Here is a 23503-nt window from a genome sequence, read left to right on the forward strand (position 1 = left end):
GAGCATCCCGAAAGGGTGGGACCGATGCGGGATGCTCGCGGCCATGGCTCAGTTCTGCGCGGTCTTGCGACGGGCCTGATAGGCCGGCCAGCGGAAGTCGTCGGCGTTCTCCTTGGTGACGATGGCGAAGCCGTTATCGATCACCGGCATGGTGAACGGGTTGGCGCCGGTGCGCTTGTAGTCGTTCATCGGATCGATGAGATCGGGATGCGCGGCGAGGAACAGCGCCATGAAGCCCATATAGCCCTGCACGCCCTGGTTCGGGTTGATGGCGCCGAACATGTCGCCGGCCTTGATCAGGTCGAGCACCTTCTCGTTGACGTCGACGGTCATCACCTTGATGCCCTTGTTCAGCTCGACGGCGGCCTGCGCCGCGCCGATCGCCGAAGTGGCCTCCGGCATGAACACCGCGCCAAGGTTCGGGTTGGCCTGGGCGAGGCTGAGGACCGACTGATAGGCCTTGTTGGCGTCCTGGTTGGTCACGGCGCGGCCCACCAGCTTCATGTCGGGATAGGCGGCCTTCATGCGTTCGACGAAGGCAGTCACGCGGCGGTCGTGGTTGTCCTGGCCGGGATTTTCCAGCACCGCATATTCGCCCTTGCCGCCCATCGCCTTGGCGATGGCATCGGCCGCTGCCGCGCCTTCGCGGTGATTGTCGGAGGTCACGTAGGCGACGCGCGCGGAGTTCGGGCTATCGGCGGCAAAGGTAACGACCGGGATGCCGGCCTCATGGGCGCGCTGGATCGGCTCGATGAACGGATCGGCGTTCATCGGGTGCAGCAGGATGCCCTTGGGCTGGCGCGGCAGGATCTGCTCGAACGACATGAGCTGCTTGGTCACGTCATATTCCGGCGTGCCCGAGTACTCGGCCTTGCAGCCAAGCTGCTCGGCTGCCTGCTTGAACATCTCGAACACCGGCTGCCAGTATTCGATGCCGCTGACCATCACGTTCATGTAGTAGGTCTCGCCCGGCTCGCAGCGGAACTGCGGCTTGTCGGCGGCAGAGGCCGAGCCGCCGGCCAAAGGCAGCACGAGCGACGCGGCAAGAACGGCGCATTTCATCTTCATCAGGCATCTCCATGAGCAAGCAGACCCGTGGCAGCTCAAGGCCGCGTCAGGCGCATTTTTTCCATGGAAGCGGAGCTGGAGCCCGCAGGCGCCACGCGACACGCTTCCTCCCCAAGTCGCCTTTCGGGGATCCCGAAAGGAGCGTGAGAAATTTTTCACACGCTGATTTTTTTATCGCGAGGGCACGCTGGTGGAGAAAGCGGTCGATGTCAAGTCGGATCGAACCTCTTGGGTGTGGAGAGCCGGCAGCGGCGATCGGTCTTGCCCGCGCCGTCGAGCGACCGGCGCGCACGCCGCGCTACGGAACGAAGCGGCGCCGCTTACGTTCTTCGCTTGGGCTTGGGAGGACATTCCCATGGAGACGGACATGGCTGAGAAGACGCTCGATACCTTGTTCCACGAGACGCTCAAGGACATCTATTACGCTGAGCGCAAGATACTGAAAGCCTTGCCGAAAATGGCGCGCGGCGCGCAGTCGCCGGAGGTCAAGGCCGCTTTCGAGAAGCACCGCGACGAGACCGAAGTTCATGTCGAGCGCCTGCAGCAGGTGTTCGAGATGATCGGCAAGCGTGCGCAGGGCAAGACGTGCCCGGCGATCGACGGCATCCTTGAGGAAGGCGAAGAGATCCTGGAGGAGTTCAAGGGGCAGCCGGCGCTCGACGCCGGCCTCGCCGCGGCGGCGCAGGCGGTGGAGCATTACGAGATCAGCCGCTACGGCACGCTGAAGCGCTGGGCCCAGGTGCTCGGCATGAAGGACGCCGTGAAGCTGTTCGACACCACGCTGAAGGAAGAATCGATGACCGACGAGACGTTGTCGAAGCTCGCCGATCAGGTGGCCAACCAGAAGGCGCTGAAGGCCGCGTGAGGCGACGGGGCATCGGCGATGGCCGGTGCCCCTTCCTACGTGATCGGCGCGCGGTGAATGGCCGGGCCCTGATGGCACCGGTGGTCCGGACCCCGCTGATCAAGCCAAGGATTGCAAAGCTAGCGCCAGCATTCGAGCACGTGCTCCGTGCGCGCCACCTCGATCTGCTCGCTGAAGCGGCTGAGGTAGAGTTCCATCAGCGCGTCGTGTGTTTCATCGGACGAACTGCAGAGCGCATCCGCCACGAGAATAACCCGGAAGCCCCGGTCAATGGCGCCGAGCGCGGTGGCGAGGACGCAGACATCGGTCTCCCCGCCAGTGATGACGATCGTATCGACACCGGTGGGCGCCAGCAGTTCGTCGAGCCGGCCCTCCATCCAGGGTGAATAGACGCGCTTGTCGACCACGGCTGCCGGTGGAACGAAACGTTCCAGCGCTGGTATCAGCCGGATGGCGTCCATCCCAACTTCCTCCAGCGTGGTAGAGGCCCAGCGGCGGTAATAGCGCGCCCAGGCGCCGTGACCTTCGCCCGCCCGCGCCGCCGGGATGAACCTGGTAAAGACGGTGCGGGCCGGGCGATGGAGGCAGAGCGCGTCGATCGCCGGCACGACCCTTTCCAGCCACGGGACCGCCCAAGGGTATCCCGGACCGAACAGGCGCTGCATGTCCACACACAGATGCAGACAGCTGTCGCCGAGCGGTCCGTGGACGAGCCCTCGGGCGGCCATTACCAGCCTCCTCAGAGTTTGACGTTCTCTTCGCGTGCCCACAGGCGCAGCTTGCGGCATGTCTCGATGAAGCCTGCCACCGATGCGTTGCCATCGAGCGCAATGAGCCCTTCATCGGCATCGGGAACGACGCCGGCCTTGGCAAGGAGAGGCACGGCGGCGGGTGTAAAGCCGATGAACTTGCAGTGGGCGAAGGCATCCGCGATGAAGTCCCGCGCCGCCGCCTCGCCGACCAGCCGCTCGGCGCCTTCCGGCGAAAGCAGCAGCGCCACGGCGTCGAACAGCACCGAGGGACCGCCGTCGATCATGTGCTTGGCAACGACCTTGGTCCCGTCGGCGGTCTCCACGCCGCCGACCTTGGGCGCCACGAGTTCCATCACCGCGCCTTCCTTCTCGATGGCGGCCTGGAGTGCCTTCAGCAGCTTGCCGTCGCAGCCATTGCTCACCAGCACGCCGACCTTGCGGCCCTTGAAGCTCGCCGGGCCATTCTGGATGATACTGAGGGCAGGGGAGGCCGGCAGGTCGTCGCGCGGCGTCACCGCGGCGTCGGCGGGCTTGGGTACTTCCTCCATGCCGAGCTTGTCCGCCACGGCGGCGGCGAGCGCCTCGTCGATGTTGAGCAGATGCGCCACCATCCGCTCGCGGATCACCGGCTCCTCGACCTTGCTGAGCTCGAAGGTCAGCGCCATGGCGATGTGCTTCTGCTCCGTCACCGTCTGGCTGTTGAAGAACTGCCGGGCCTGGCTGTAGTGATCGGCGAAGCTCTCCGGCCGCAACCGCACCTTGGGCGCGTCGATCTCCTCGCGATACGAACGAAAGCCGCGGACGGGATCCTCACGCGGACCTTCGCCGCGCGAGTTGGGCTGGTAATTGGTGCGCCCCACGGGGTTGCGCATCGCCATGTGGCCGTCCTGCTGGAAATGCGCGAACGGACATTTCGGTGCGTTGATCGGGATATGGGTGAAGTTCGGGCTGCCGAGCCGCTTCAGCTGGGTGTCGAGATAGGAAAAGTTGCGCCCCTGAAGCAGCGGATCGTTCGAGAAATCGATGCCGGGCGGCACGTTCTGCGTCATGAAGGCGACCTGCTCGGTCTCCGCGAAGAAATTGTCCGGCATGCGATCGAGAACCAGCCGGCCAACCGGGATCGGCTTGAGGATTTCCTCGGGGATCAGCTTGGTCGGGTCGAGCACGTCGAAATCGAAGCTGTCGGCGAAATCCTGATCGAATAGCTGCACGCACAATTCCCATTCCGGGAAGTCGCCGGACTGGATGGCGTCCCACAGGTCGCGGCGGTGGAAGTCCGGGTCGGCGCCGTTGATCTTCACCGCCTCGTTCCACACCACCGATTGCAGGCCGAGCTTCGGCTTCCAGATGAACTTGACGAAGGTGGATTCATCCTTGGCGTTCAGGAAGCGGAAGGTGTGGACGCCGAACCCCTCCATGAAGCGGTAGGAGCGCGGGATCGCCCGGTCGGACATGACCCACATGATCATGTGCATGGATTCCGGGGTGAGCGAGATGAAGTCCCAGAAATTGTCATGGGCCGACTGGGCCTGCGGGAAGGCGCGGTCGGGTTCCGGCTTCACCGAGTGGATGACATCCGGAAACTTGATGGCGTCCTGGATGAAGAACACCGGAATGTTGTTGCCGACGAGGTCCCAGTTGCCTTCCTTGGTGTAGATCTTCACCGCAAAGCCGCGCACGTCGCGGGCGAGGTCGAAGGAGCCTTTCGCCCCGGCGACGGTGGAGAAGCGCACGAAGGCGGGGGTCTTCTCGCCGGCGCGCTGGAACAGGTCGGCGCGGGTATATTTGGCGAGCGATTCATAGGTCTCGAAATAGCCGTGCGCGCCATAGCCGCGCGCATGCACCACGCGTTCGGGAATGCGCTCGTGGTCGAAGTGGAACATCTTCTCGCGGAAGTGGAAATCCTCGATCAGGCTCGGGCCGCGAGCGCCGGCCTTCAGCGTGTTCTGGTCGTCCGCGACCGGGCCACCCTGTGCGGTGGTCAACACCGGCGTATCGCCATCGGCAATCTGGTGGAGTTCGCCGCCATCGCCCCGAAGCAGGGTCTGGTCGTGAATTCGTACGGCCGAACCGGCCGATCCCTTGGTCTTGCGTGCCATCGCCGTGCGCTCCCTAAGCGGCGGCGCCTACGGCCGCCTCGCAGCGCTAACCCCGCGAGGCCGGCTTTCGTTTCGTCGGAGAAGTCGCTTAAGCGATGTCCAGATGCAGGAACTGATTGAAGTCGCTGCCGACATAGTCGCCGAACGCCGCCCCGTTGACGAAGCCGCGTTGGCGATAGAGCCGCAGCGCCGGCTCGAAGGCCTCGCCGCTCCCGGTCTCCAAACTCAAGCGGCGAAGGCCCCGGTGCCGCGCGACATCGATGATGTGATCCAGCAGCAGGCGCCCCACGCCCTTGCGCAGATGATCGGGATGGGTCCGCATGGACTTCACTTCCCCCAGAGACGCATCGAGCTGCCTGAGCGCGCCGATCCCGCAAATCGCGTCACCGTCCCAGGCGCTCCACACGGTGATGTCAGGGCGCTTCAAGCCGCTGATGTCCAGCGCGAAGACCTGGCCCGGCGGGGAATTGCTGTGCATCCCGGCCAAGTGAATGCGCAGAAGGTCAAGCGTCTGAGCGCTTTTCAGATCGTCCTCGCGAATGTCCATTCGGAATCACTCCTCGCTCTTCTTCGACGTCTATCATGCCCGGCAAAAGGATGAGCGCGGCATCGGCCGTCGCGTGTCGAGAGGCGGTCGCAGGCCGCTCCTCCAGGACGCCGACCAATTTAGGTCGTGCCTGGCTTTCCCGCGGCTCATCGCGCCATCGTCTTCGGTAAAATTGTATACCGCGCCTGCAGGTGATTATCGGCAGAGGAATCGTGCGTGATCGGCCGGTTGGGACGTGAGGCGACAATCGACGCTGCCGGCCGCCTCGGCGTGTTCAGTCGGCGCTTCCGGCGGGCGGGCCGAGGGACATCGAGAGGGCGTCTTCCATCTCGCTGATGCTCGACAGGCAGAGATCGGCCAGCGGTGCCAGCGTCTCGCGGCTGCCGGTTCCGGTGAGCACACCGATCTTCCAGCCGGCGCCAGCGGCGCGGGCCATTTCCAGATCGTGGCGATTGTCGCCCACCACCGCGATTTCCGCCGGCGAGAGGCCGGTGCTGGCGGCGAAGGCCAGCACCATGCCGGGCTCCGGCTTGCTGCCGAAGCCGCTGTCATAGCCGATCACCGTGCGGACATGCGCGGCCAGCCCGAAGGTGCGCAGCGTGACGCGGATGGCGGCTTCGCTGTCGCTGCTGGCGATACCGAGCACCAGTCCGCGGGCGGTGAGACGGCCGAACAGCGCCGCGAGGTCGGTGACCGGCACGGCATGGGCGGCGGACTGCGTGAACAGTTCGTCGAGCTGCCGGGTGAGGCTCTCCACATCGAGGGGACTGCCGGCGTCGGCCCAGGCCCGCGCGATCTCGCGGGTGTTGCCGGCGGCGAGCAGGCTGTCCGCCCGCGTGCGCCCGCTTACCGGGTCCACCCCGCCGAGTTCGAGCAGCCGCGCGGCGAGCGCGTCGTCGCCCGCCCCGGCGAGGGTGGCCGCGGCGCGGTTGATCGCGCCCCAGGTCTTCTCATAGTCCAGCAGCGTGCCGTCCTTGTCGAACAGGATGGCCCGCAGGGCTCGCGCCTCGTTCATCGGATCAGCGTCACGTGTCGCGCGCCCGCCAGCACCAGCACCAGCCGCACCAGAAGCAGGCAGCCCACCACCGTCGCCATGATGCACACCGAGAAGGCCGCCGCCTGGTTCACCGCGCCGCGATCGGTGAGTTGCAGCACCGACACCGCCGCCACCTGCGTCGACGGGGTGATGAGGAAGATCACCGCCGAGAGCGAGACCATGGCGCGCATGAAATAGAACACCGCGATGCCGAGCAGCGTCGGCCAGATCAGCGGCAGCGTCACCTTCCACAGCGTGCGCAGCACCCCGGCGCCGAGCATGGTCGAGGCTTCATCGAAGCTGCTGCCGATCTGCGAGAGGCTGGTGGAGCTGATGAGAAACGCCTGGCTGTGATTGTAATAGACGTTCAGGACGATGATCAGGAAGAAGCCGCCATAGAGCACATGGAGCGGGTTCATCGGGTGGTTGAAGGTGAGGACATAGCCGAGCCCCAGTACCATGCCCGGCACCGCCGACGGCAGCACGGCGAGCAGCGACAGCGCGCCGGTGAAGGAGTTGCGGAACTTGTTGACGACGATGGCGGCCATGCCGGCCAGCACGACGCCGAGCAGGGCCGTCGCCAGCGCCACGCCGATGCTGTTCCACAGCGGCGCGATGCCGTTCTGCACGTCGAACTGGTAGTGCTTCAGCGTGAGCTGCATGTTGTAGGGCCACAGCCGCACGAAGCTGGCGAAGATCACCACCCCAACCACCGACATCATCAACGCCGCGACGATGTAGAGGTAGACGCCGAAGCCGACATCGCGCCGCCAGCTGGGACGGATGACCAGCGGGACAGATTGAGCCGTGAGCAGCGCGTGCTGGCGGCGGGTGAGGCGCTTTTCCAGCACCTTGGCAATCACCGCCGGCACCAGCAGCACCACGCCGATCACCGCGCCCAATCCGAACTGCGCCTGCCCGATGACCTGGTTGTAGATCTCGGTGGCCAGCACGTTGAAATCGCCGCCGATCACCATCGGGTTGCCGAAGTCGGTCATCACCAGCGTGAATACGACGAAGCCTGCTGCGGCGAGGCCGAAGCGTGTCGAGGGCAGCGTCACGGTGCGGAAGATGCGCAGTGGCCCGGCCCCCATCACCGTCGCGCTCTCGTAGAGCCGGCCATCGGCGATGGCGAGGGCGGCGGAGAGGATCAGGAAGGCATAGGGAAAGGCGTAGAGCAGATTGGCGATCGCCGTGCCCCAGAAGCCGTAAATCTCGATTCCCGCATCGAAGAAGCGATTGAGCGCGCCGTTGCGGCCGAGCAGCAGGATCATCCCCTGCGCCTGCACCAGCGAGGGCGCGAACAGCGGCATCAGCGCCACGAGGCGCAAAACGCTCTTGCCGTACACATTGGTGCGCTGCAGCCCATAGGCATAGAGATAGGCCAGCGACACCGAGAGCACGGTCGCCAGAGCCGACATGGCGACGCTGTTGCGCACCAGCTCCCAGAACCGGGCCGTCGACAGGGTCGCGGTGAAATTGCCGAGGCCGAAGCCGCTCGCCGTATCGAAGCTACGGGCGAGGATCGCCAGCAGCGGCAGCAGGAAGAACAGGACGAGGGGGATCGCCACCAGCGCGGTGAGCAGGCGAGAGATCAGTGCATCGCTCAACAGCCGCGCACGGGCGGCCGGGACCGCGTGGGTGCCGGAGGTCACCGTCATGCCAGCACCCGCAATGCATCGGCGGGCAAATGCAGCGATACCGCCTCGCCGGCGGCGGGCACGCGCGAGCGGCCGTGAAGTTCGGCGACCAGCGGCGCGCCGCCGGCGGCGGTGACGATGGAAACGCGGGTGAGATTGCCGAGGAAGGCCACATCGGCGATCCGCCCCGGCACGATGTTCTCGCCGCGCTCGTCCGGACCGCCGAGCACCACCTGCTCGGGCCGCAGGCCGAGGCTGACGGCGCTCGGGGAGGGGCCGCCGGCGAGCGCGAGCGGCACCTCGGCGAAGAGCGGCCGGCCGTCCGGTCCGGGTGTCACGTCGAGAATATTCATGCCGCCGATGAAGCTGGCGACGAACGGGGTGGCGGGGTTGTCGTAGAGTTCGCGCGGCGCGCCGGCCTGCTCGATCACGCCGCGGCTCATCACCACCACAAGGTCGCCCATGGCGAGCGCCTCCTCCTGGTCGTGGGTGACCATGATGGTGGTGATGCCGAGGCGGCGCTGCACGGCGCGGATTTCCACCCGCAGCTCTTCGCGCACCTTGGCGTCGAGAGCCGAGAGCGGCTCGTCGAGCAGCAGCAGCCCCGGATCGGGCGCCATGGCGCGGGCGAGCGCGACGCGCTGCTGCTGGCCGCCGGACAGCTGTGCCGGGAATTTCTGCGCATGCTCGGCCAGATGCACCAGCCTGAGCATGGCATCGACGCGCGGGCCGATATCGGCCTTGGGCCAGCGGCGGCATTCGAGCCCATAGGCGACGTTGCGCGCCGCGCTCATGTTCGGGAACAGCGAGTAGGACTGGAACACGATGCCGAAGTTCCTGTCCTTGGCGGGGGTGCGGATCAGATCCGTCCCGTTGAGCCGGATCTGGCCTTCATCGGCGGTCTCCAGCCCGGCAATGACCCGCAGAAGCGTGGTCTTGCCGCAGCCGGAGGGGCCGAGGAAGCAGACGAAGGTGCCGTTCGGCACGTCGAGGGAGACACGGTCGAGGGCTGTGATGCCCGCGAACCGTTTCGACACCTCCCGGATCGCCAGGCTCATGGCCGTGTCTCCTCGAAACCCGTTCTCAGCGTTCGAACTTCTTCTGCCAGGTCTCGATGATGCGCGGCCGCTCGCTCGCGGCAGCCGCGAAATCGACCGGGAACAGCACCTTGGAGACGTCTGCCGGCAGGCCCGCCTTGACGAAGCGTTCCGGCATGGTGCCGCCCGGCACGGTCACGATGGCCTTCCAGTTGTAGTAGGAGTTCGCGGCGTCCTTGCTCACCGTCCAGTCGAGAAAGCGCTTGGCGGCGTCCTTGTGCTTGGAGGTGGCGACCAGCGCATTGGCTTCCAGCTCGTTGCCGGCGCCTTCCGAGGCGATCACCATGGCGATCGGGTAGCCTTCCTCGATGTTCTTGATCGCGCGCAGCTCGAAGGAGGCGCCCACCGCATACTCGCCGGCGGAGGCGGCGTTGCAGGGCTTCGAACCCGACTTGATGTACTGCGCGACGTTCTTGTCGAGCTTTTCGAGAAAGGCCCAGCCCTTCTCCTCGCCCATCATCTGGAGCAGCGCGTCGACCTGAATGTAGCCGGTGCCAGAGCTGGCGGGGTTCGGCATCACCACCTCGCCCTTGAACTTCGGGTCGGTGAGGTCGGCCCATGAGGTCGGCATGGGCAGGCCCTTGGCGGCGAGCCGGTCCTTGTTCACGCAGAAGGCGGCCATGTAGCCGGTGACGGCGAACCATTTGCCGTCCTTGTCGCGGAAGCGCTCGGCGATGGCCTCGACGCCCTTCGGCTGGTAGGGCTCCAGCGTCGAACTGATGCGGGGATCGACCATCGATGTTACTGCGAAGCCCCAGAGCACGTCGTGCTGCGGATTTCCGGATTCAGCGATGATGCGCGCGGCGAGATCGCCGGTGGAGAGGCGCAGCATCTTCACGTCGATGTCGGGCAGCGCCTTCTTGGCTTCGGCGAGGAAGGCGGCGGCCTCGTCCTCCTCATAGGAGGTGTACACCGTGATGGTCTCTGCGGAGGCGGCGCCTCCGAGCAGGGTGAGAGTGGCTGCCGTCAGCAGCGTACGCACGGCCTTCATCGTCAGCATGGTCCCGCTCCGGTTTTTATTGGCTCAGCACTAAAAGTCCCATTTCGATCAAACGCGTACCAAAATGTCGCTTTTGCAACATTTTTGGAGGCTAGAATTGTTTGGCAGAACTGTAAAGTCCAACTTCGAGGCGGGCCACGCTCAGGAGATGTGCAACTGCACGCCGCTGCGGTCGATGAGCGCCTGCAGCGCGGCGCCGGGCTCGGCATCTGTTACGAAGGCCGAGACATCCGCCAGATTGCCCAGCTCCACCAGCGCGGCCCGGTCGAACTTGCTGCTGTCAGCCGCGAGAATGATCGAGCGCGCCCGGTCCATCGCCCGGCGCACCACGGCGACCTCGTTGTGGTCGTCATCGGACAGCCGCCCGTCCGCCTCGACGCCGGACACGGCGATGATCGCAACGTCGAAGCGGAAGCGGCTGATGAAATCCACCGAGCTCTCGCCGAACACCGACCCGTCGACATTGCGGACGAAGCCGCCGGGCACGGCGATGGTGAAGTCGGTGCGATCGGCCAGCAGCGTCGCGCCGCGCAGGCCGTAAGTGACGATCTTGAGGTTGGAGCGCGCCACCAGCGCCTCGGCCACGGTCTCGCAGGTGGTGCCGGTGTCGAGGAAGACCGAGGCGCCGTCGGGAATGAGCTCGGCGACACGCGCGGCGATGCGGCGCTTGGCCTCCACGCGCTCGACGCGGCGCTGGCGATAGGTCACGGCGTCGATGGCGGCCATGGAGATGGCGGCGCCGCCATGATAGCGGCGCAGCTTTCCGGCGGCGGAAAGCTCCGCGATGTCGCGCCGCACGGTCTGGGTGGTGATGTCGAAGCGCTCGGCGAGCTGCTCCACCGAGGCATAGCCGACCTGTTCGAGCAGCATCATCACCTCGTTCTGCCGCCGGCTCTTCTTGTCGCCCGGCGGCTCTTCATGTCGCGGGACGGGAGATGGGGACATGCTCATGAGATGGCGGCACCGGCTTCAGACGACCTGCACTCTTATTGGCCGGACGCCGCCGCCTTTCAAGAGCGGTCCCACGGCCCGCTTGTCGCGCGTCGGGGTTCCCGATGGGTCGCCGGAGCGGGATCAGGGAGAGGGCGGCGTCAGAACTTCACCACCAGCTCGGCGAGGATGGTGTTCTGGTTGGCGCTGCCGGCAATCTGGCCGGCATATTTCAGCGCCATCCGCGTGGTGTCGGACGGCGCATAGGTCAGCTCCAGCCCGAGCAGCGCGGCATCCTCGGCAATGGGCACGCCGCCCAGCGCGACCGCACTGGAGCCGGTGGCGAAAGCGACCGTGGTGGACGGCGTCACGTCGCCGAAGGCGTGCTGCCAGCCCAGCGTCCCGCCGAGCCACACGTCGTGGCCATTGACGGCAAGGGGCAGGCTGAAGCGCAGGCCGAGCGCGGAGTAGAGCGTATCCATGTCCGCGGTGGCGACATCGAGCGCCGCGCCGGTGCCGCTCTCCGCGAGATCGGCGCCATCGACACCGACATAGGCGAGGCCGGCGAAGGGCGTCAGGGTCAGCCGGTCGATTACGAGGTCGGAGCTAAGTTCGGCAAACGCCTGGAAGCTGTCGGCGTCATAGTCGCCCGCCGCGCCTGAGGCGTAGCCGGAAAAGGCGACGCTGCGGCTGACCGCGACATCGTGCCAGCCATAGGCGGCGCCGAGGGCGAGGCGGGCGGCGCCGAGGCTGCCGCCGGCATAGAGGCCGACATCGTAATTGTCGCTGTTCCCCGAGCCGTTGGCTTGCGAGAAGGAGGAGCGGCTGTAGCCGCCGACGAGGCCGGCGCGCCAGTCCTCGCCGATCGCCGTGTCGAGGCCGAACACCGCGCCGCCGATGGAGTTCGACACCGAGGCGGCATTGCCGTTCGAGGAGGTATCGCCCCAGCCGCCGAAGCCCTGCACCCAGAAGGACAGCGGTAGCCCGGCGGTCGTGGCGGTGGTCGGGCCGACGGCGGCGGGCTCGCCCGCGGCCTGGCGCAGGCGCGCACCGACGGCGTCGCGCAGATAAGCGGATTGCTGCTGGATCACGCTCTGTGTCGACGCGTAGATCTCACCCGACAGCGCCTGAAGCGCCGGCGTCGCGGTGATCGTGTTCAGCCCGGCGAGGGCGACCACGGCATCGCTCGCCGCGCTGGCGCTGTCGGCGGCGCGCGCCATGGCGAACTGGTTCGGCGTATGCGCGGCGTTTGTGAAGCTCACCGCGCTGCGGCCCATTGTCAGCTCCGCCGTGGTGGCGGAATAGCTCAGCTGCGGCCTGAGGAAAGGGAAGGCGGTGCCGGTCGCGCCGAAATCCGCCGCCTGAACCGACTGGAACTGGCCAATGAGCCCGCCCGCCGCGCTCAGAAGCGTGTAACGGCTACCGAGCACCGGCGTGCCTGGCCCATAGGGCATGATCGCGAGCGTGCCGGCGAGGGAGGCGGTGCCGCCGACGGCGAGGAGGTCGCTGCTGCCGGAAGCGCCGATTTCGGCGGCATAGGTCGCACCCGGCGCGAAGACGGCGTTGCCCAGCACGGTGAGCGTGCCGATGGAATTACCCGGCGCCACGGTACTGCCGCTGGCCGCCGCCACGGCGCCGATGGTGCCCGCGCCGGACAGATGTGTGCCGTCCAGCAGCAGCGTTGCCGGCAGCACGCCGTTCACGATGAGGCCGCCGCCGGACACAGTCATGATGCCGGAATAGAGATTGGTGCCCGATAGCGCGAGCATGCCGCCCGGCGCAATGGCGACGTCCATGGCGACGCTGCCGGACAGGGTGCCGGCAAAGGTTGCGTCGCCGGACACGGACAGTCCGGCATTGGTGCCAAAGGCGATGCTGCGGTCGGTGGTGAAGCCGGGGGCGGTGACGAGTTCGCCGGCCAGCAGCACGCCGCCGCCCGGTACGCCGAGAGCGGCGTCGCTGTCGGCATAGATCGTTCCGAGCAGCACGTTCTGCAGCGGCGCGAAGCCGATGCGTCCGCTTACCGCGTCATAGGCGACGACATAATAGCGGAACACGCCGGCGCCGGAATTGTAGCCCGGGGTGCCGCCATGGGCGGGATCATAGACATAGACGTTCTCGTTCAGCCTGGTGCCGGCGACATTGGTGAAGGACATCACGCCGGGAACGGTGATGGTGACGGCGGAGCCCGGGGTGACTTCCCCGCGCTGCTCGCCCGACGTGCCGGTCTCGAACGAGCCGAGCGTGGCGCCCGTGTCGAACACGGTGATAAAGCAGCCGGGCGAGCCGTTGTTCACCGAGAAGCAGGTGTTGATGGTCTTGGTGTTCCACGCGTTCAGCCCGGCCGGCTGGGTGCCGCCGGTATCGGGCTGAAATGGCGACCAGACGAAGCCGGCGGTGTTCTCAGGCGTCAGGCCGACGACGACATGCGGCGTCACGCCGGGATCGCCGAGATCGTTGGAGACGACGATGAAGCCGTTGCCGTACGTGCCGGCCAGCTGGGCGAACGGGTTGAACACCGCCGCCGGCTCGGCGGAATAGGCGACGCCCATCACGCCGTGCTGACCATCCGGCCAGCCGGGGCAGTCGCTGTCGTGCTTGCAGTCGATCTGCGTGACCGCGCCGACCGTGATCGCCCCGGTCGATAGCGCCACGCTGGCTTCGGGAAACGCAACCGGGGCGGAGACGTAATAGCCCTTCAGCTCGTTGCCGCTCGAATAGCCGTATTTGAAGCTGATCGGCTCGCCGCCGGACATGATGATCGTGCTGTCGGGACCGATGCGGTCGCGATGCAGGTACAGCCCGGTCGAGCCCGTATCCATCAGCACCCGGCTCGTCTCGCCGCCGCCGACGGCGACATAGATCTGGTTGCTGAAATGATGCGTGTCGGAGCCGGTATGCAGCGGGATGGTCGCGCTCTCCTGCGCCCGCGTGCCAGTTGGAAGCGCGAGCAGGGCTACCCCGGCGACGCCGCACAGCGCGGTAGAGCGCAGCAATGACGTTGCGCGCGTGACGGCGTCGCGCCCCGCCTCTCGTGACGAAACGACAGCAATGCTCATTGCCCAGCCCCCGCCGGTTCCGCTACCCCTGCGTTACCGACCGGAACAAACTACCGATGAGAGCGCCGGCTGCAAGTGGGCGCGCGTAATTCCATGTGTCCCCCGGTCGGTGCGCATGCAACCGCCGTTTTCGCATCCGTGGGACTGTCTGCGTGCCGGGAAACGGGGCGCTTCGCCGTCACCGCGAGGCACTCTTGGAAAGGCCGCTGTGCGGTGGGTCGGCGAGGTCGGCTTGCCGCAGGGCGACGGCCGCCGTTGCCTCGGCGAGGATGTCCAGCGGGGCGGGCCGCGCCGGGAATCGAGCGGCGTTGGCGCCAAAGGACGCGGGATCCAGACCCGCCCGCTGCGCGGCATAGACCGACAGTCCGAAACCGCAGATCCGCCCCTGGCACAGGCCCATTCCGGCCCGCGTCCACATTTTCACGCCATGGGCGTCGCACCCGCCGTCCTGCAAGGCAGCGGCGACATCGTTCGCACGGACCTCCTCGCAGCGGCACAGCAGCGTTTCCGCGTCTGGAAGCTGGCCCAGCGCGGCGTAAGGCACGCGGAAGGCACGGCGCAGCGCTTTGGCGAAGCGGTCGGCACGGTCCGGATATGACGGTGGCGAATGCCCTGCGGCTCGATCGACGAAACGCGCCGCCGCCGCACCCGCGCGTGCGCCGCCCGCGAGGGCGGGACGTGCTCCGGCGACACCCGTGATCTCGCCGGCAGCAAACACGCCGGACACACTGGTCGCGCCGCTCGCCTCGTCGATGACGACATGGTGCCCGCCCGCGTTCCAGTCATGGCGCAACGAACAGCCGAGCAGGGCGGCGATTTCGACGGAAGGCCGAAAGCCGTACCCCACCAGCAAGGCGTCGATATCGTCGATCGTCTCCGGATCGTCGGCACCGAGCCGCCCGTCCTTGTCCAGAAAGGCGAAGCGGACGCGGCTCACATGGCCCTCGCCCATCGCCTCGGCGACGACGCGCCCGAAGCGAAACCGGGACCACAGCGGGGCCACAGCGCGGAGCAGGCCGGCCGCCTCGGTCCAGCGGGAGGGAAAGCGCAGCAATGTAGCGGCAAGGCGGAGCGGGGAGGGGCTCGCTTCCACCACGCGGACCACCTCGCAGCCGGCGTGGTGCAGCTGGGCGGCCACCACCAGAAGGAAGGGCCCGCAGCCGGCGAGAACCACGCGCTTTCCCGGCGTGATACCGTGCATCTTGATGAGACGCTGCGCGGCGCCGGGATTCATCACCCCCGGCAGGGTCCAGCCCGGAAAGGGCGAGGTGCGCTCATGCGCGCCTGTGGCCAGAACCAGCGCCTTTGCACGCACCACCAGAGCCCGCTCGCCCTGCCGGGCGAGCAGCGTCGTGGCCCCGTCCGCGCCGAAAACCTCGACGCGAGAACGGATGACGACGCCGCTCTCGCGCGCCTTTTCGATCAGCGCACGGCCCTGCGCCACCTGGCCGGCAGCCAGCCCCGACACCGGATGTGGCGGCTGCATGAAATATTGCCCGCCCGGCCGGTCGAACAGATCCAGCAGCACTACCTGTGCCCCGGCCTGGCGTGCCGCGAGAGCCGCCGAAAGCCCTGCCGGCCCGCCGCCGACGACGCAGATCTCGCTGTCGACGACCTCGGCGCTGCGCCCGGTCATGACGTCGCCCTTAGCTGCCGCGTAACGACCATGTCGGGCGCCACGGTGGTGAGGCAGGTCCGGGTCGGCACGCCGTCGACCAGTGCCACGCAATCGAAGCACACGCCCATGCCACAGAACAGACCGCGCGGCGCGCCGCTGGCGGTGTCACGCAGATGACCGACAAAGCGCTGGTGCAGCGTCGCGCCCAGATTGGCGCCCGCGGCAACGCGCACGCGCTGCCCGTCGATTTCGATGTCGATCGCGTCATCTGGGGCGGTCATGCGAAGGTCTCCCGTCCGGCCGAGAAGCGCTGCGGATCATAGGGGGTGGGATCGACCTCGCCGCTCCGCGCTTCCAATGCGGCCGTGATGATCTCGGCGATGACGGGCGCGCGCAGGAAGCCGGTCCCGTTGTCGCCGGCCGCCATATAGAGGCCGGTCGGGCCGATCGGCCCGGCGATGAAGCGGTCGTCGGGCGTCACCGCCTCAAAACGCACCCAGGAGCGCAGCACATCGATGCCGCGCAGGCCGGGGAACAGTCGCAACAGGGTCGTGATGGAATCGCTGACGAAGCGCAGATCGACCTGGGGAATGGCGTTCTGTGCGCCGGGCGCGGATTCGCCGCCTTCCAGCACCGTGTTGAACAGGATCTGGCCGGCTTCCGATTGCTGGATCTGGGTATAGCCGCCATGGACGCCGCCCTGTTCCGACTTGCAGGCGCCGACCACGCCGCGAATGGTCGGCGGCTGGGCGACGGTGGCAAGGCACTGCGCCTTGCGCGGAACGATGGGCAGCGACACACCGAGCGGTGCCACGAGGTCAGCGGCCCAGGGCCCCCCGGCGACCACCACCGCATCGGCAGGGATGGTGGCGTCGGCGGTGCGAACGCCGCACACGCGCTCGCCTCGCGTGTCGATGGCGAGCACGCTCTGGTGGTGGCGCAGCTGCGCACCGGCATCCATCGCCGCCCGGAGCAGCGTGCGTACGGAAAGGAACGGGTTCACCAGCGCGTCGTCGGGCGACCAGCTCGCCGCGAGGATGGACCCGGTGAGAGCCGGTTCGATCTCGCGCACCTGTGCCGCGGTGAGGAAGGAGGCAGAGAGACCGGCGGCGCGCTCCAGCGCGATCCAGCGTTCGGTGGTCGGGATGTCCGCTTCGTGGTCGATGAAGCGGATCTGGCCACAGCGCCGATAGTGAAACGCCCCGTGAAAACGTTGATCCCACAGCGCCCAGCGCTGGGTTGCCCAGATAAGCTGCGGCAGTTCGATCTCGGAATTCATGTGAGTGCCGAGACAGGCAAGGCTGGCGCCGGAGACCGCCGAGCCGGGTGACGCCCGCTCCAGAACGGTGACGCGCGCGCCCCGTTCCACGAGTGCAAGCGCCGTCGCGGCGCCGACGATACCGGCGCCGACCACGACGATATGGCGGGCCTCTAGGCCCATGTCATGGCCTTGAGCACGGCCGGCGCGGCGGCCCAGTAGCGCGTCACGGCGACCTGTGCGGGGTCGAGCGCCGGCGCGTGCCCGTCCACCTCTTCCATGGCCGCGAGCGCGCGACGGACATGATCGGGGTCCGGCACGGCGAAGCCCTGCTCAAGCGCAGGGCCGCTTGCCGCGAGGTCACGCATATGGCCGAGCTGCGTGCGGTGATGCGCGTCGCTCATATCCGGTCGCAGCTTGCGGCACAGAGCGACGGCCTGTTCGGGATCATGGAAGGCGAGCTGCCAGCCTTCGAGGAACAATTCGACCAGATCCTGGAGCAACGCGTCTTCCGGGCCGATCCAGTCCCGCCGCGCGATCAGCCCGTCCTTGAGCAGCGCGGCGCCGTAATCGGCCGGCTGGAACAACGTGACCTCGCTCAGCGGCAGGCCGCGATGCTCCATCTCGTGAAGCTCGTGATAGACCGTCATCTGGGCGCAATCGGCCTTGCCGTCGATGAGTGCCGCCACCGTGTCGGCGGTCGGCAGCCGGGTGACGCGCGCGGGGTCGAGCCCGGCCTTGCGCAGCATCCAGCGGAATTCGAGATCCTCGCCGCCCGGCCACACCGCCGCTGTGCGTCCGGCAAGGTCGGCGGGGGAGGCGATGCCGGCGTTCCTGCGCACCGGGTAGACCAGCGGGCTCGACTGCTGCACCGCCATGAGGAAGGCCAGCCGCTCGGGCGCCGCGCTTTCGACGAGATGCGCGGGGCTGGCGATCGCGAGATCGCAGGCGCCCTCCAGCAGGGCGGCCATGCCGCCCTGCGAGAAGTCGATCGGCTCGCAGGTAAGCGCGATGCCGCGTTTGCGCGCGAGGCCGCTGTGCTGGGCCAGCAGATAGCCGACGAACTGGGCCTGCGGATGCCAGAGCAGCCTCAGGCGGACCTCGCGCGACATGGATGCCTCCTCACTTCACCGGGCAGCTGATCTTCTTGTAGGCTTCCGGCGCCTTGTCCCAGAACGTGTTGGTGTAGCCTTCGACCAGCGCGATGGGCGCATCGATGATCTTGGCGTCCAGCAACACCTTCTGAACCCGCTCCCACGAGGCGGGATCGGTCTTGCCGAATTCCCCCTTGAGCGTGGGGCCGGCGCAGATGAGATCGCCCATGGCCTTGATTTGGGCCACCTGCGAGGGCTCGGTCAGCTCGCCATTGTACTTGACCACGATCTTGGCGGCGGCTTCCGGGTCCGACAGCGCGTCCTGCCAGCCGCGCAAGGTCGCGTCGACCATGGCCTGGACCTTCGCCGGCTCCTTCTTGATCATGTCCTCGGTGGCGAACACGCCGGTGTTGACGAAGGCGACGCCATAATCCTCGGGGTTGAGGAAGACGAGATCCTCCGGCTTGTAGCCCTCGGCGTAAACCAGCTGAAGCTCATTGTAGCGCGTGACCTGCATCACCTCGTACTGCTTGTTGAGCCACCCGACGATGTCGAAGCCCTGCGAGATGATGTTGACCTTGGACGGGTCGACATTGGCGGCGCGCAGCATCGCCATGAATTCCTGCTCGTCGCCGCCGAACCACAGGCCCACCGAATGGCCGGGCATGTCTTCGACCTTCTTGATGCCGGTGTCCTTGCGCGCGATGTAGGTGGTCGCGCTCTTCTGGCCGAGCTGGAGCACGGTGACCAGCGGCACGCCATTGGCGCGAGCGGTGATCACCTGGTTGGGATGCCCGATGCCGAAGGTGTCGGTGCCCTGCGCCACGGTGATGGCAGGCTTGAGATCAGGGCCGGCCGGAAGCAGCTTGAGATCGATTCCGGCCTCTTTGTAATAGCCCTTCTCATACGCGACGATCGGGCCGGCGAACTGGCCCTGCATCACCCATTCCAGACGCATCGTGTCTTCGGCCGCCGCAATTGCGGGGGTCATGAACAAGGCTGTCGCGACAGCGACGGCACGCTTCCAATTCGTCATGTTGCAATACCTCTGTCCGGCTTTATGGAGTTTCTCGCATCGAGCTGTGCCACGGGATGAGCCATCTCTCGATGGCCGCGACCAGCACGAAGAGGAAGATGCCCAGCAGGGCGGAGGCCAGCATGGCCGCCCACAATCGGGGCATGTTGAGAGTGCGGTAGGCGGTCATGATGACGAAGCCCAGCCCGCGATCGGACTGGATGAACTCCGCGACGATGGCGCCGATCACGCTGAAGGTGACGTTGAGCTTGAGGCCGACGAAGACATAAGGCAGGGCGCTCGGCAGGCGCATCTTGAAAAAGCGCTGGGCCGGCGTGGCGGCGGCGACGTGGAATACCTCCATCACCGTCCGGTCGTAGGATTGCAGCCCCTTCATCATGTTGAGGGCCAGCGGGAAGAATGACAGGAAAGCGGTAACCGCCACCTTGGCGGTGATGCCCGAACCGAACCACAGCATGATGATCGGCGCGATGGCGACCACCGGAATGGTGTTGGAGGCGATGACATAGGGCATCAGGCTGCGCGCCACGAGGCGCGAATAGGCGAAGATGATGCCGAGCAGCGCCCCGAACGCGGAGCCGATCACAAAGCCCGCCACCGCCTCGAAGGCCGTGATGGCGGTGTGATAGCCGAGCGAGGCATTGCCGGAGATGAATGCCGTCCAGATCCGGCTCGGCGCCGGGATGAAATAGGCGGGCACCCCCGTGATTTCGACCGCGACCTCCCAGACCACCAACAGAATGAGGGTCGTGATGGCGCAGGGCAGACCGGCGGCAAGAAGCTCGCCGAGGCGCGAGCGATCGAAGCGGGCGCGCTTACCGGCGATCGTCATGGAACCCCTCCGACAGCAGGCGCTCGCCGAGGCGGCACAGTTCGATGAAGCGATCGGTTTCGCGAACGTCCAGCCCGCGCGGATGCGGCAGGTCGACGTCGATGACATGGGTGATGCGGCCGGGCCGCGGTGTCATCACCACCACCTTGTCCGAGAGAAAGATCGCCTCCTGGATCGAGTGGGTGACAAACACCACCGTCATGGCCTCGCGTTCGGCGATCTGCGAGAGTTCGAGATTGAGGCGGTCGCGGGTAATCTGGTCGAGCGCGCCGAAGGGCTCGTCCATCAGCATGACCCGGGGCGAGGTCGACATGGCGCGGGCGATAGACGCGCGCTGGCGCATGCCGCCCGAAAGCTGGCGGGGCCACGAATTCTCGAACCCGGCAATGCCGACCATCTCCAGCAGCGCACGCGCCTTGGCGAGACGTTCCGCTTGCCCGACGCCCTGCAGCTCAAGCGGAAGCGCGACATTGGCGAGAATCCGCCGCCATTCGAGCAGGGCGGAATCCTGGAACACGAAGCCGATCTCGCGCCTCAGCCGGGCCTCGGCAGGCGGGCGCCCCGCAACCTGGACATGACCGGCGGAAGGGCAGATGAGATCGGCGGCGACGCGGAGCAGAGTGCTCTTGCCGCAGCCCGACGGGCCGATCAGTGAAACGAACTGCCCGGCCTCTATATCGAGGCTGACATTCTCCAACGCGGTCACGGGCGGCGTGCCGTGCTCGCCGGCGAAGACCACGTCGAGCCCGCGAAACGAGACGAGCGGTGAGCTGGTCGTGTCGGTCATCCGTAGCGCTTCCCACCGGCGAACCAATCGTCAAACGAGGGGGCGGTTCGGATCACCACACTGCGCTTGCGCATATAGCTTTCCAGGGCATCCCAGCCGTTCTCCTTGCCGTATCCACTCTCGCCATAGCCGCCCCAGATCGAGCGCGGGTCGTTCTTGTGATGGTCGTTCACCCAGATGACGCCGGCCCGCACCTGAAGCGCTACGCGATGAGCGCGCGCTACATCGCGGGTCCACACCGCGGCGCCGAGGGCATAGGGACTGTCATTGGCAAGGGCGAGTGCCTCCGCCTCGCTCTCGAAACGGGAGACGCAGACCACCGGGCCGAAGACCTCCTCGCGGAACAGCCGCATGCCCGGCGTGACATCCGCGAACAAAGTGGGCGGCACGAAAAAGCCCTCATCGAAGGGGGGCGGCAAGACCGGCCGCTCGCCGCCAGCCACGAGGCGAGCCCCCTCGGCCTTGGCGGTCTCGATATGCTCATACGCCCGCAGGCACGAATTCTGCGAGATCACCGGCCCGACATCGGTCGTCACATCGGCCGGGTCGCCGAGCTTCAGCTGCGCGATGCGGCGGCCGAAAGCGTCCAGAAAGCGCTCATAGATCGGCGCGGCGATGAGAAACCGCGTTGCCGACACGCAGGTCTGGCCCGCCGCGATGAAGGCCGAAAAAACAGCGCCCGCCGCCGCCTCCTGAATGTCGGCATCCTCGAACACGATCACCGGCGCCTTGCCGCCGAGTTCCAGCGTGCAGGGCACCAGGCGCTCGGCCGCCGCCGCGGCGACACGGCGGCCGGTGGTCGTGCCGCCGGTGAGATCGATGCGCTGCACGGAGGGATGGGCGCAGACCAATGCCCCGGCCTCGGCCCCACCGGTCACCACGCTGATAACACCGTCCGGCAGGCCGGCCTCATGGCACCATTGCGCGAAGATCAGCGTCGAGACCGGCGCAAGTTCCGAGGGCTTCACAAGGCAGGTGTTTCCCGCCGCAAGCGCCGCCGCGAACTTTTTGACGAGGATCAGGATCGGGTGGTTCCACGGCGTCAGCAGGGCGCACACGCCGAACGGCTCGCGATGGGTAAGCGTGACGATGTCGCCCTTCACCCGGTTGGATTCGCCTTCGAGGCCGAGCGCAATTGAGGCGAAATACTCGATCCATTCGGGGATGCGTCCCATCTGCGCGCGCATCTCCCGGATCGGGCGGCCGGTTATCGCCGATTCCAGCTCCGCGAGGTCGGGCACCCGCTGGCGGATCAGTGCGGCGAGAGCATGCAGGTGGCGGGCGCGCTCGAAGACATCGAGCCGGCTCCACCGCTCGAAGCCCTCCTGGGCGGCCTGCGCCGCGGCGGCAACATCCTCGGCATCGGCATCGGGCACCACGGCAAGCGGGGCACGGCTCGCGGGGCTGCGGATCTCCAACGTCTTCCTGCTATGAGCCGCGCGCCACGCCCCGCCATAGTGCAGGCCATAGACCGGGACATCCGTCGTGCCGGCAGGGGTCATGTCGCCAGTTCCTCGATATCGACGTTGCTGGCCTGCGCCAGCCATTCCACGGTCTCGGCGAGCAGTTGCGCGCCGGCGTGGAGATCGCCCGGCAGGGCACTTTCGGCTTCGTTGTGGCTGATCCCGTCCTTGCAGGGCACGAAGATCATCGCCGCGGGGCCGAGCCGCGCGAGATGGCGGGCGTCGTGCCCGGCGCCGGAAGCCATATGCTGGAAGCGCAGGCCGAGCGTCTCGGCGAAACCCGCCATCTTGTCCCGGAGGCGCGGTGCGAATGTCAGCGGTGGGTCATGGAGCAGCGGTTCGACCATGACGTCGCAGCGGCCCGCGTTCGCGCGGCTGATGTCGGCAATAGCGTCGCCCAGCGCCTGCAGCGTGGCGGCGTCGGGGTGCCGCAGATCAATCGAGAACACGACCCGGCTCGGCACCACCGAAGGCGCGTTGGGCGTCACCGTAAAGCGCCCGACGGTGAAACGGGTGATATCCTCGGGATCGCGGAAATGACGGGAAAGGGCGCTGACCACCTCAACCGCCGCCAGCAAAGCGTCCCGCCGGCTGGCATGGGGCTCGGTGCCGGCATGGGCCTCGGCACCGTCGATCGTCACGCGAAAGGTGCGTTTGCCCTGGATACCGGAGACGATGCCGATCGTGTTACCCGCGACTTCCAGCACCGGCCCCTGTTCGATATGCGGCTCGATATAGGCGGCAGGGCGAAAGCCGAGGGGCCGGCAGGGCAGGTCGTCCTCTGCCGCTGCGAGGGCGGCGAGCGCCTCCTTCACACGGATACCCTCGGCGTCGCGCAGCTCAAGGATCGGCTCCAGAGCCCGCGCACCCGCGAAAGCGGCCGAGCCCATCATGCCCGGCGCGAAGCGCGAGCCTTCTTCATTGGTCCACGCCACCACAATCACCGTGCGGCGCGGTGGCACGCCGGCGGCGACCAAGGCTTCCATGACCTCCAACGCTGCCAGAACGCCGAACACCCCGTCGAAGCGTCCACCGGTCGGCTGGCTGTCGAGATGGGAGCCGATGAGGATCGGCGCGAGATCGGGTTGGTCGCCGCGCAGCTCAAGGAACAGGTTCGCGATAGGATCGACGCTGGCGGCGAGGCCGATCGCGCGGCCCCAGTCGACGAGCTGGCGGCGGGCCTTCCCGTCAAGCGCCGAAAGCGCCGGCCGGTTGACGCCGGTCTGGCCGAAAGCGCCGATGCGAGCGAGCGCCATGTGGCGCGACCACAGGCGGTCCTGATCGACAAAAGCAGCGAGACGACCGGCCGTCTTCAGCATTAA

At 67.1% G+C, this 23503-nt stretch carries 20 protein-coding genes; 1 reads left to right on the forward strand and 19 read right to left on the reverse strand.

The genetic code is table 11. The features are described 5' to 3' along the window. Nucleotides 1-48 precede the first annotated feature (48 nt). On the reverse strand, nt 49-1068 hold the full coding sequence (locus VRZ77_RS01985) for a substrate-binding domain-containing protein (RefSeq protein WP_414591032.1): 1020 nt from the start codon (nt 1066-1068) through the stop codon (nt 49-51). 367 nt (nt 1069-1435) lie between these two features. On the opposite strand from VRZ77_RS01985, the gene VRZ77_RS01990 reads away from it, so the two are divergent. Beyond that, entirely contained in the window at nt 1436-1933 is a 498-nt protein-coding gene (locus tag VRZ77_RS01990) for a ferritin-like domain-containing protein (RefSeq protein ID WP_414591033.1), read from the forward strand. 119 nt (nt 1934-2052) lie between these two features. Here the strand turns inward: VRZ77_RS01990 and VRZ77_RS01995 are convergent, their stop codons facing one another. The 18 genes from VRZ77_RS01995 to VRZ77_RS02080 all read right to left on the reverse strand — a co-directional run bounded on the left by VRZ77_RS01995 (nt 2053) and on the right by VRZ77_RS02080 (nt 23500). Further along, nucleotides 2053-2721: a cysteine hydrolase family protein gene (locus tag VRZ77_RS01995; RefSeq protein WP_414591034.1), complete on the reverse strand. Its 669-nt coding sequence runs from the start codon at nt 2719-2721 to the stop codon at nt 2053-2055. Then, nucleotides 2673-4784 (reverse strand): catalase, encoded by a 2112-nt coding sequence (locus VRZ77_RS02000; protein WP_414591035.1) that lies wholly within the window; start codon nt 4782-4784, stop codon nt 2673-2675. Before VRZ77_RS02000 ends, VRZ77_RS01995 begins: the two co-directional genes overlap by 49 nt. An 88-nt stretch (nt 4785-4872) precedes the next feature. Then, nucleotides 4873-5331, reverse strand: coding sequence for a GNAT family N-acetyltransferase (locus VRZ77_RS02005; RefSeq protein WP_414591036.1), 459 nt, complete (start codon nt 5329-5331; stop codon nt 4873-4875). A gap of 274 nt (nt 5332-5605) precedes the next feature. Then, nucleotides 5606-6346 carry an HAD family hydrolase gene (locus tag VRZ77_RS02010; protein ID WP_414591037.1) on the reverse strand — a complete coding sequence of 247 codons (741 nt, stop codon included), beginning with the start codon at nt 6344-6346 and terminating at the stop codon, nt 5606-5608. Beyond that, nucleotides 6343-8028 carry an ABC transporter permease subunit gene (locus VRZ77_RS02015; RefSeq protein ID WP_414591038.1) on the reverse strand — a complete coding sequence of 562 codons (1686 nt, stop codon included), beginning with the start codon at nt 8026-8028 and terminating at the stop codon, nt 6343-6345. The genes VRZ77_RS02010 and VRZ77_RS02015 overlap by 4 nt, the downstream gene beginning before the upstream one ends. Beyond that, nucleotides 8025-9065, reverse strand: coding sequence for an ABC transporter ATP-binding protein (locus VRZ77_RS02020; protein WP_414591039.1), 1041 nt, complete (start codon nt 9063-9065; stop codon nt 8025-8027). The genes VRZ77_RS02015 and VRZ77_RS02020 overlap by 4 nt, the downstream gene beginning before the upstream one ends. Nucleotides 9066-9090: 25 nt before the next feature. Next, entirely contained in the window at nt 9091-10104 is a 1014-nt protein-coding gene (locus tag VRZ77_RS02025; RefSeq protein ID WP_414591040.1) for an ABC transporter substrate-binding protein, read from the reverse strand. Between the two features lie 141 nt (nt 10105-10245). After that, nucleotides 10246-11055, reverse strand: coding sequence for a DeoR/GlpR family DNA-binding transcription regulator (locus VRZ77_RS02030; RefSeq protein WP_414591041.1), 810 nt, complete (start codon nt 11053-11055; stop codon nt 10246-10248). 140 nt (nt 11056-11195) lie between these two features. Then, on the reverse strand, nt 11196-14093 hold the full coding sequence (locus VRZ77_RS02035; RefSeq protein WP_414591042.1) for an autotransporter domain-containing protein: 2898 nt from the start codon (nt 14091-14093) through the stop codon (nt 11196-11198). Nucleotides 14094-14271: 178 nt separating this feature from the next. Next, on the reverse strand, nt 14272-15729 hold the full coding sequence (locus VRZ77_RS02040) for an FAD-dependent oxidoreductase (protein ID WP_414591043.1): 1458 nt from the start codon (nt 15727-15729) through the stop codon (nt 14272-14274). Beyond that, nucleotides 15726-15992, reverse strand: a complete 267-nt coding sequence (locus VRZ77_RS02045) for a (2Fe-2S)-binding protein (protein WP_414591044.1) — start codon at nt 15990-15992, stop codon at nt 15726-15728. Before VRZ77_RS02045 ends, VRZ77_RS02040 begins: the two co-directional genes overlap by 4 nt. Then, the gene (locus VRZ77_RS02050) at nt 15989-17152 is read right to left on the reverse strand and encodes an NAD(P)/FAD-dependent oxidoreductase (protein ID WP_414591045.1); all 1164 of its coding nucleotides are present in this window, start codon (nt 17150-17152) and stop codon (nt 15989-15991) included. The genes VRZ77_RS02045 and VRZ77_RS02050 overlap by 4 nt, the downstream gene beginning before the upstream one ends. Then, nucleotides 17143-18081: an ABC transporter substrate-binding protein gene (locus tag VRZ77_RS02055; protein ID WP_414591046.1), complete on the reverse strand. Its 939-nt coding sequence runs from the start codon at nt 18079-18081 to the stop codon at nt 17143-17145. The genes VRZ77_RS02050 and VRZ77_RS02055 overlap by 10 nt, the downstream gene beginning before the upstream one ends. Before the next feature lie 10 nt (nt 18082-18091). Continuing rightward, a complete protein-coding gene (locus VRZ77_RS02060; RefSeq protein WP_414591047.1) occupies nt 18092-19054 on the reverse strand; it encodes an ABC transporter substrate-binding protein in 963 nt (320 codons plus the stop codon). Between the two features lie 67 nt (nt 19055-19121). Beyond that, on the reverse strand, nt 19122-19931 hold the full coding sequence (locus tag VRZ77_RS02065) for an ABC transporter permease (protein ID WP_241617832.1): 810 nt from the start codon (nt 19929-19931) through the stop codon (nt 19122-19124). After that, entirely contained in the window at nt 19915-20718 is an 804-nt protein-coding gene (locus VRZ77_RS02070) for an ABC transporter ATP-binding protein (protein ID WP_414591048.1), read from the reverse strand. Before VRZ77_RS02070 ends, VRZ77_RS02065 begins: the two co-directional genes overlap by 17 nt. After that, nucleotides 20715-22220, reverse strand: coding sequence for an aldehyde dehydrogenase family protein (locus tag VRZ77_RS02075; RefSeq protein ID WP_414591049.1), 1506 nt, complete (start codon nt 22218-22220; stop codon nt 20715-20717). Before VRZ77_RS02075 ends, VRZ77_RS02070 begins: the two co-directional genes overlap by 4 nt. Next, nucleotides 22217-23500 (reverse strand): Zn-dependent hydrolase, encoded by a 1284-nt coding sequence (locus tag VRZ77_RS02080; RefSeq protein WP_414591050.1) that lies wholly within the window; start codon nt 23498-23500, stop codon nt 22217-22219. The genes VRZ77_RS02075 and VRZ77_RS02080 overlap by 4 nt, the downstream gene beginning before the upstream one ends. Nucleotides 23501-23503 lie beyond the last annotated feature (3 nt).

It is taken from the genome of Ancylobacter sp. G4_0304 (assembly GCF_047501495.1).
GTDB lineage: Bacteria > Pseudomonadota > Alphaproteobacteria > Rhizobiales > Xanthobacteraceae > Ancylobacter.

Bases quoted from the DNA above. Each gene is read 5' to 3' on its own strand.
- VRZ77_RS02075 (WP_414591049.1), bottom strand. From the start codon at position 22,220: ATGACCCCTGCCGGCACGACGGATGTCCCGGTCTATGGCCTGCACTAT.
- VRZ77_RS02030 (WP_414591041.1), bottom strand. From the start codon at position 11,055: ATGAGCATGTCCCCATCTCCCGTCCCGCGACATGAAGAGCCGCCGGGC.
- VRZ77_RS01990 (WP_414591033.1), top strand. From the start codon at position 1,436: ATGGCTGAGAAGACGCTCGATACCTTGTTCCACGAGACGCTCAAGGAC.
- VRZ77_RS02060 (WP_414591047.1), bottom strand. From the start codon at position 19,054: ATGACCCCCGCAATTGCGGCGGCCGAAGACACGATGCGTCTGGAATGG.
- VRZ77_RS02010 (WP_414591037.1), bottom strand. From the start codon at position 6,346: ATGAACGAGGCGCGAGCCCTGCGGGCCATCCTGTTCGACAAGGACGGC.
- VRZ77_RS02070 (WP_414591048.1), bottom strand. From the start codon at position 20,718: ATGACCGACACGACCAGCTCACCGCTCGTCTCGTTTCGCGGGCTCGAC.
- VRZ77_RS02040 (WP_414591043.1), bottom strand. From the start codon at position 15,729: ATGACCGGGCGCAGCGCCGAGGTCGTCGACAGCGAGATCTGCGTCGTC.
- VRZ77_RS02035 (WP_414591042.1), bottom strand. From the start codon at position 14,093: ATGAGCATTGCTGTCGTTTCGTCACGAGAGGCGGGGCGCGACGCCGTC.
- VRZ77_RS02050 (WP_414591045.1), bottom strand. From the start codon at position 17,152: ATGGGCCTAGAGGCCCGCCATATCGTCGTGGTCGGCGCCGGTATCGTC.
- VRZ77_RS02020 (WP_414591039.1), bottom strand. From the start codon at position 9,065: ATGAGCCTGGCGATCCGGGAGGTGTCGAAACGGTTCGCGGGCATCACA.
- VRZ77_RS01985 (WP_414591032.1), bottom strand. From the start codon at position 1,068: ATGAAGATGAAATGCGCCGTTCTTGCCGCGTCGCTCGTGCTGCCTTTG.
- VRZ77_RS02055 (WP_414591046.1), bottom strand. From the start codon at position 18,081: ATGTCGCGCGAGGTCCGCCTGAGGCTGCTCTGGCATCCGCAGGCCCAG.
- VRZ77_RS02000 (WP_414591035.1), bottom strand. From the start codon at position 4,784: ATGGCACGCAAGACCAAGGGATCGGCCGGTTCGGCCGTACGAATTCAC.
- VRZ77_RS02045 (WP_414591044.1), bottom strand. From the start codon at position 15,992: ATGACCGCCCCAGATGACGCGATCGACATCGAAATCGACGGGCAGCGC.
- VRZ77_RS02015 (WP_414591038.1), bottom strand. From the start codon at position 8,028: ATGACGGTGACCTCCGGCACCCACGCGGTCCCGGCCGCCCGTGCGCGG.
- VRZ77_RS02005 (WP_414591036.1), bottom strand. From the start codon at position 5,331: ATGGACATTCGCGAGGACGATCTGAAAAGCGCTCAGACGCTTGACCTT.
- VRZ77_RS02080 (WP_414591050.1), bottom strand. From the start codon at position 23,500: ATGCTGAAGACGGCCGGTCGTCTCGCTGCTTTTGTCGATCAGGACCGC.
- VRZ77_RS02025 (WP_414591040.1), bottom strand. From the start codon at position 10,104: ATGCTGACGATGAAGGCCGTGCGTACGCTGCTGACGGCAGCCACTCTC.
- VRZ77_RS02065 (WP_241617832.1), bottom strand. From the start codon at position 19,931: ATGACGATCGCCGGTAAGCGCGCCCGCTTCGATCGCTCGCGCCTCGGC.
- VRZ77_RS01995 (WP_414591034.1), bottom strand. From the start codon at position 2,721: ATGCCGCAAGCTGCGCCTGTGGGCACGCGAAGAGAACGTCAAACTCTG.